The 6,924-nt window shown below is 61.1% G+C and carries 9 protein-coding genes; 1 reads left to right on the top strand and 8 read right to left on the bottom strand.

Going from position 1 to position 6,924, the window contains the following annotated elements; translation table 11 throughout:
* The 8 genes from VKT51_05915 to VKT51_05880 form a co-directional block, all read right to left on the bottom strand.
* The coding region (locus VKT51_05915; protein HLJ83691.1) for a dihydrodipicolinate reductase C-terminal domain-containing protein at positions 1-548 on the bottom strand (548 nt) is incomplete at its 3' end.
* A 63-nt stretch (positions 549-611) separates the two neighbouring features.
* Positions 612-2,768: a UvrD-helicase domain-containing protein gene (locus VKT51_05910; GenBank protein ID HLJ83690.1), complete on the bottom strand. Its 2,157-nt coding sequence runs from the start codon at positions 2,766-2,768 to the stop codon at positions 612-614.
* Positions 2,769-2,779: 11 nt separating this feature from the next.
* Positions 2,780-3,835: an NDP-sugar synthase gene (locus VKT51_05905; protein ID HLJ83689.1), complete on the bottom strand. Its 1,056-nt coding sequence runs from the start codon at positions 3,833-3,835 to the stop codon at positions 2,780-2,782.
* A gap of 2 nt (positions 3,836-3,837) precedes the next feature.
* Positions 3,838-4,311 (bottom strand): DoxX family membrane protein, encoded by a 474-nt coding sequence (locus VKT51_05900; protein HLJ83688.1) that lies wholly within the window; start codon positions 4,309-4,311, stop codon positions 3,838-3,840.
* 12 nt (positions 4,312-4,323) lie between these two features.
* Complete coding sequence (locus VKT51_05895; GenBank protein HLJ83687.1) at positions 4,324-5,355, bottom strand: hypothetical protein; 1,032 nt, start codon at positions 5,353-5,355, stop codon at positions 4,324-4,326.
* 2 nt (positions 5,356-5,357) lie between these two features.
* On the bottom strand, positions 5,358-5,837 hold the full coding sequence (locus VKT51_05890) for a cupin domain-containing protein (protein ID HLJ83686.1): 480 nt from the start codon (positions 5,835-5,837) through the stop codon (positions 5,358-5,360).
* Positions 5,825-6,190: a nuclear transport factor 2 family protein gene (locus VKT51_05885; GenBank protein ID HLJ83685.1), complete on the bottom strand. Its 366-nt coding sequence runs from the start codon at positions 6,188-6,190 to the stop codon at positions 5,825-5,827. Before VKT51_05885 ends, VKT51_05890 begins: the two co-directional genes overlap by 13 nt.
* Complete coding sequence (locus VKT51_05880; GenBank protein HLJ83684.1) at positions 6,187-6,468, bottom strand: DUF1905 domain-containing protein; 282 nt, start codon at positions 6,466-6,468, stop codon at positions 6,187-6,189. Before VKT51_05880 ends, VKT51_05885 begins: the two co-directional genes overlap by 4 nt.
* Positions 6,469-6,590: 122 nt before the next feature.
* On the opposite strand from VKT51_05880, the gene VKT51_05875 reads away from it, so the two are divergent.
* Positions 6,591-6,914 (top strand): cupin domain-containing protein, encoded by a 324-nt coding sequence (locus VKT51_05875; GenBank protein HLJ83683.1) that lies wholly within the window; start codon positions 6,591-6,593, stop codon positions 6,912-6,914.
* The last annotated feature ends 10 nt before the right edge of the window (positions 6,915-6,924 follow it).

Here is a 6,924-nt window from a genome sequence, read left to right as displayed (position 1 = left end):
GCGCCATCGGCCTTGACCGACTGCGTCGGCGCGCGTTGGAACGTTCGAACGTCGGCGATCGCGCGCGCAGTTGCCATAGCCGTGCCCGAGGGTGCGTCCTTTTTTCCGGACTCATGCATCTCGACGATTTCGACGGCCGCGAAGTGCGGCGCGGCGTCGCGCGCGAATCGCATCATCAACACGGCGCCGAGCGCGAAGTTCGGTGCGAAGACGCAGCCTGTCCCTGTGCGCTGCGATTCTGTCTGGAGGCGCGCGACGTCCGCGGCGCCGTATCCCGACGTGCCGATCACCGGCCTGATGCCCGCTTGCATGGCTTCGATCGCGATATCCATGCTCGTTGGAAAGGCCGTGAAATCGACCAAGACCTCGGGTCTGGCTCGTTCGAACAACGTGCCCAATGACGTGTACTCTTCGGCGTTCTGCGCCGACCCGCGCACAAGTCCCCCGACGTATTCGATATCGTCGGCCGCGCGCAGTGCCGCAATCGTGGCGACTCCCATCTTTCCGCGCGCGCCGGAAACCGCCGTACGGATGCGACCGGTCTTCATGAGAAGCAACGTTCACCTTGGAGGGCGCGACCGACCTCTGGCCGCGCTTGGAGGAGCTCGCTTTTAGCCGACTTTCTCCAACTTCGCGTAGTTGAGCATGATGCTCTTGCGCCCGACCTCCGTGAAATTGACCGTCACGAACGCGTCGCCGCCGGCGCCCTTGACATCTTCGATGATGCCGGCCCCGAACTTCGGATGAACGACGCGATCGCCCGTGCGCAGGTCGATGTCGGTGCGGACGGTGGGAGCGGGCAGCGCGACGTCATCCCAGCTTCCGCCAAAGCCGACGGTGGGCACCGGCTGCGCGTTGAGATATTCGAGGCCAGTCATCTCTCCGAGAAAGCGCGAGGGCGGATGCATGTACGCGCTGCCGAACGTGAGCCGGCGCTTCGCGTAGCTCAGCGAAAGGCGGTCGATGGCGCGCGTGACGCCGACGTAGCATAAGCGTCGCTCTTCCTCGATGTCCGCCGGGTCCATGAGCGCGCGGCCGTGCGGAAAAATGCCCTCTTCCATGCCGCACAAGAAGACCACCGGATATTCGAGACCCTTGGCCATGTGCAGCGTCATGAGCGTGACGTATCGTTCACCTTCTTTGAGCTGGTCGATGTCGGAGACGAGCGCGACCGTGGCCAAGAATTGGTCGAGGTCGGGACCTTCGCATTCTTCGAAATCTCGGGCTACCCCGACGAGCTCCTGTAGATTTTCAAGCCGCGAGCGCGATTCGACCGTGTCCTCGGCGCGCAAGTCGCGCAGATATCCCGTGTCTTCCAAGACCGAGACCAGCAGCTTCGCCGGACCTTCGAGCGCGCCGAGCGCGGCGAAATGCTCGATGTCGGCGAGAAACTTCGCGATGTCCTTGGCCTTCTTCGGTGCGATCTCGGCGACGACCGCACGATCGGCGAGCGCTTGTGCAAACGACAAGCCGCGCCGCGCGCCTTCGTCGGCGATCGCGTTGAGCGTTGCGATGCCGATCCCGCGTCGCGGCGCGTTGATGATGCGCCGCAGGCTCACACCGTCGTTGCGGTTCGCGATGTAGCGCAAGTAGCCGAGCGCGTCTTTGATCTCCATGCGCGCATAGAAGCCGACGCCGCCGACGATGCGATACGGCAGCCCCTCGACTAACAGCGCCTCTTCGAAGGCTCGCGATTGCGCGTTGGTTCGGTACAGTACGACGAAATCGTTGAGCGTCAAGCCGTAATCGTGCATGCCGCGCCGGATGGAGTCGACGACATAGCGCGCTTCTTCGCGGTCGGTGGCTGCGGCGTACACCGTGACCGGGGAACCTTCGGCCCGTTCTGTCCACAGCTTCTTGCGATGCCGCTGCGTGTTGCGTTCAACGAGCGCATTTGCGGCCGCGAGCACGGCGGACGTGGAGCGGTAGTTGCGCTCGAGCCGGAAGATCGCCGCGCCCGGAAAGTCGCGCTCGAACCGCAAGATGATGCGATGATCGGCGCCGCGGAACGAATAGATGCTCTGGTCGTCGTCGCCGACGACGCAGATGTTTCCGGACCCGCGCGAGAGCGCGCGCACCATTCGGTATTGCGCCTCGTTGACGTCTTGATACTCGTCGACGAGCACGTAGCGGAATCGCTCGCGCCACGCGCGGCCGAGCTCGTCCTCGCGCTCCGCAAGTGCGAGCGCGTGCATGATGAGGTCGTCGAAATCCAGCGCCGATGCTTGGCCCAGGCGACGCTGATACTCGGTATAGATAGCAGCGATCGTGGGCGAGAGCTCGCCCTCGGAGCTGCCGGCGTACGCGTGAGCGGTGATGCAACGCTCCTTGGCGCGGCTGATCTTCGCGAGCATCGCACCAGGTGCGAAATGTTTCTCGTCGAGATTGAGATCGCGCAGGATTTCTTTGATCACCGTGCGCTGATCGGCATCGTCGTAAATCACGAAGTTCGGCGCCACGCCCACCGAAGCGCCGTCGCGCCGCAGCATGCGCACGCCGATCGAGTGGAACGTACCAACCCAGAGGCCGGTCGCGCTGGGTCCCACGAGATTTGCGAGCCGGCGCTTTAGTTCACCGGCCGCTTTGTTCGTGAACGTGACCGCGAGGATGCGATGCGCCCGCGCGAGGCCGGCTTCAAGGATGTGCGCGGTGCGATGGGTGAGCACGCGGGTCTTGCCGCTCCCTGCGCCCGCAAATATGAGCACCGGCCCTTCCGTATGCTCGGCGGCAGCGCGCTGTTCTTCGTTGAGAGCGTCGAGGACGTCCAAAGGACCTCTTGTCAAGGAGCGGCGGTGGTTGCGCCGATGCGCTCGCCGCGGCCGACGACCGCGTCGCGCGGCACGGTGGCACCCGGCTCGACGATGACATCGAGGCCGAGGATCGCGTCGCGGACGTTTGCACGCGCGCCCACTTCGCAACCCGGCCAGAGGATCGCGGAGCCGACGCTGGCCCCTTCACCCACGCGACAGCGGTCGTAAACGACGGAGTACGGCTCGATTCTTGCGCCGCTCGAGAGCATGACGGCAGGTCCGACATACGCCGGGCCGCGTGCGGTGACGCCCTGTGGGAGCGGCGCGCCGTCGCCCGACCACACTTGCGGAGCGATCTCGACGCCGAGCGGATGATCGAGCTTGCCGTCGAGGATGTCGCGGTGTGCTTGGATGTACGTATCGGGGCGGCCGACGTCGATCCAATAATCGTTCGTCGAGACCGCGAAGACGCGTTTGGTTCGCGCGATGAGGTCGGGAAAGACTTCGCGCTCGATCGACACTGCACGCCCGCTGGGAATCGCGTCAACCGCTTCAAGTTCGAGCAGGTACGTGCCGGCGTTGATGTCGCGCGCGTCGGTCTCGCCGGGTTTCGGCTTTTCGACGAAGCGTTTGACGCGGCCGCTCGCGTCGGTCTCGACGACGCCGAAATGGCTTGGGTCTTCTACTTCGCGCGTATGGATGGTCGCGAGCGCTTTGTTGGCGATGTGCTTGTCGCGCAGCGCGACGAGGTCGAGGCCGGTGATGATGTCGCCGTTGCAGACGTAGATCGGTCCGCGGATGAGGTCGCGCGCGTTCTTGATCGCGCCCGCGGTGCCCAACGGCTCGTTTTCGAGCACGTAGTGCAGCGTGACGCCCATGCTCGCTCCGTCGCCGAAATGGGCTTCGATCTTGTCGGGCAGATAGCAGCATGAAAGGATGATGTCTTCGACGCCCGCGGCTTTCAACCGCGCGATGATCCAGCCGATGAAGGGGCGGCCAAGCAGCGGCGCCATGGGTTTGGGCAGGTCGTAGGTGAGCGGCCGGAGGCGCGTCCCTTCGCCGCCGACGAGGATGACAGCTTGCATAGTCACGGTTTCGGCCCAGCCGTCAATCGCCCTCCGCGGACGGTCGCACCGATGACCAAGCCGGCGCTGATCAGCACGAGATTCTTGATGATGTACTGGCCTTCCAGCGTCGGTGCGAACGGAATCGATGCGAACGTCTCATGCGGGAAAAAGAACAGCGGTAAGAGCGTGCCGGCCATCTGCACGAAGAGCAAGAAGATCGTGACGCGCAACGCGAAGCCCGTGAGGAGACCGATTCCGATAAGACACTCCCAGGTTGCCAGGATCGGCATGCTGATGTTGGGCTGTACGTGGCCGAAGGTCAGCACGAGTATGGTTTTGCCGGCAAGCGCTTCCGCCGGACTGGCCGCTGGGAAATATTTCAGCACACCGAACCAGAAGAACACGATGCCGAGGCTGATGCGCAAGAACGTGACGCCGTTGCGCGCCATCCAGCGCGCAATTGCCGCGTCGATCCTATCGAATCGTTTCCACATACAATCGCGTCGTTATCGCGTATCGATCTCCGTGACAGCGATTGGCGCTCCGCCCCCATTCATCGCCAGCCATATCCGACCGTTTGCATCGGCCAATATGGAGTCTCCGCCTTCAATTTCAGTGGGGAGATAGTGTCGTGTCTGCGCCAAATCAGAATCAATGTGGATGATCGGGCCAGACCAGTGCTGCGTCTCGGTCGTCATCCAGATTCCCCCAGCGAGATCTGACGCGATCGAACCCCCCTCGGAGTCGAAGACAGGTGCCAGTTCGGAGTTGGCTCCTGAATCGAGTCTTTCTATCGCCGCCGTTCGATAGTTGGTTCTCAATATCCAGAGACGATTGAGACTATCGCATGCGATATCATCCACCGCATACCCCGGCAGCTTTCCTAGGACGAGTCGTTGCGGACGAAGATTGTCGTCTATTACACTCAATCCGCCCGAACTCCCGACGGAAACGACCCAAAGCTTGCCCATACAATGCTGCATGCGAACCGGCGATGTATCTCGCGGAAACGGGTTTTCGACGAGACGTCCGCTCGCCGAGCGGTAGCCGATCGACGATCTTCCGTAGTCGACAAACCACGTTTCACCATCGTTGTTGGCGACAACATCCCGTAGGTCCGGGTTGAATCGCCGAGGTACGGCTTGGACGAACCGAGGAACACCGCTGTCGTCGAGGATGCCAAACTTGCCGCTCTGACCTGCGGAGAACCAGACGTTCTTTCCGACCACGGATATTCCAGAAACGATCCATTCCTCATGTGGCATCCGGGTCACGGACATGTCACGATTTCCGTCGATATGCTCGATAGACGACCCGACGCCGAACCAGACGTCGCCATGTCCGCCTGCGGTAAGGTCAACTATATGTCGGTCGAATTGAAACGGCGTATAATTTACAACGTGCCAGCCAAGTTTGGGCCAGTACTTCGCTGTCGCAGTGTGCTGACCCGGCGGAAGGCCATCTGCCCTAGAATCCATTCCCGAGAGCGCGATCGAGGCGATCGTTACGATTGCAAATGAGAGAAAGTATCTCTTCATTCCTATTCCTCCCCGTCATAGTATCCGAGCGCTTCCGAACGCATAAGCTTCCGCCCGGGCGAGCGGACCGCGTACTTGTCGCTGTCAGGATAGTGACACGACTCGCCGACCGGATTGTCCGCGATTATGTAGACGACGAGGTCGTCTTTGCCGTCGTTGATGAGTTGGTGCGGCTGACCCGGCTCGAAGATGAACGCGTCGCCTGCCTCGATCTCATCGGTACCGTCTTGATGGCGGACCTTCCCGGCGCCGCTCTCAACGATGTAGAACTCCCATTGAGCGCTATGCGAGTGGTACGGAAAGGGAACCTTGCCCGGAGGTACGCGCATGAGTGCTACGTCAAATGGATGACGCAACATAAGATCCGTCGATCGAGGATCGCGCCCCAGCGCTTCTGAGATCCCCTTGTCGGCGCCCACGTACTTGCCTTTCGGCGAAGTCCATGTATCCTCGGGAACAGTCTTTGTATTTACCTTGCGCATCGTTTCGACAGCCTTTCAAAGATCCCAGCCAAAGTAGACTTCCGCCCGTGCCAGTTTGTCACTCGAAATGTAAGGATCTCGGTGTTGCGAAACCGGCTTCCATCTTTTTTCGTGCACTCATATGTGACGATGACTTCGTCGCCAGCCTCGATGAGCCGTTTGAAGTCAAATGACCCGATGAGCTGCGAATTCGGCCAGCAGCGCTCGAAGTACGTCGTTTTGTCGATGCCAACGTCGGCTGGGCTGGAGAACGTGAAGTCGTCGCTCAGAAGCACTTCGAGGACGTGCCGATCCCCGGTCACGTACGCCCCGTAGCATTTGCGAGCAAGATCCAAGCGGTCGTATGCGCTCACGTTACTTTACCTCTAGAGATGCGTTTCTCGACCCGGACGGTCACCAGATCCCCGGCTTCCTTGCCGATGATCTTGCGGATCTCGGCCTTGACCGGAAGCATGTGCGTGCCGTCGCCCATCGCCATGAACGAACTGTCGAAAGTGTGGCCGTCGATCGACACCCGAACCCTCACAAGGCCGCGAGTCTCAAAGAACTTCACCGACCCGGGCATGATAACGTACGTCCAGCCACCTTTCGCGTTCGATTTCCGAAGTTTGGCACGGAATTGCTTTAGCATACCCATCCTCCGACGATCATGAGGTCTAACCCGAAGGGAATCCGAATCCCTGTCACTGTTGCCGTTGATCGACGGCGTAAGGGAGTCATATGCCGGCCGACAAAGTCAACCTAGCTGAGAAGTTGACAAAGTTTGACGAATATTGGGCGCCCCGCACGGTCGCGACGCTGAACGATCAGGATATCATGGTCGTGAAGGTGCGCGGCGAATTCGTCTGGCACAAGCACGATGACACGGATGATTTCTTCCTCGTGCTCCGCGGGCGACTCGCGATCCATCTTCGCGATCGCGTTGTCGTCCTTGGACCAGGCGAACTGTTCGTCGTTCCGCGAGGCGTCGAACACAAACCCGTTGCTGATGAAGAGACGCACCTCATCATCATCGAGCCGACGGGAACACCGAACACGGGAGACAACGCTACCGCAGTGCCACGCCGAGTCATCTAGCGACTAGAGG

The sequence above is a fragment of the Candidatus Eremiobacteraceae bacterium genome (assembly GCA_035295225.1).
Classification (GTDB): Bacteria; Vulcanimicrobiota; Vulcanimicrobiia; order Eremiobacterales; family Eremiobacteraceae; genus JABCYQ01.
Note: the sequence above shows the minus strand (reverse complement) of the source record. Positions and strands in the feature narration are given on the sequence as shown.

Bases quoted from the DNA above. Each gene is read 5' to 3' on its own strand.
- VKT51_05890 (HLJ83686.1), bottom strand. From the start codon at position 5,837: ATGCGCAAGGTAAATACAAAGACTGTTCCCGAGGATACATGGACTTCG.
- VKT51_05895 (HLJ83687.1), bottom strand. From the start codon at position 5,355: ATGAAGAGATACTTTCTCTCATTTGCAATCGTAACGATCGCCTCGATC.
- VKT51_05900 (HLJ83688.1), bottom strand. From the start codon at position 4,311: ATGTGGAAACGATTCGATAGGATCGACGCGGCAATTGCGCGCTGGATG.
- VKT51_05880 (HLJ83684.1), bottom strand. From the start codon at position 6,468: ATGCTAAAGCAATTCCGTGCCAAACTTCGGAAATCGAACGCGAAAGGT.
- VKT51_05905 (HLJ83689.1), bottom strand. From the start codon at position 3,835: ATGCAAGCTGTCATCCTCGTCGGCGGCGAAGGGACGCGCCTCCGGCCG.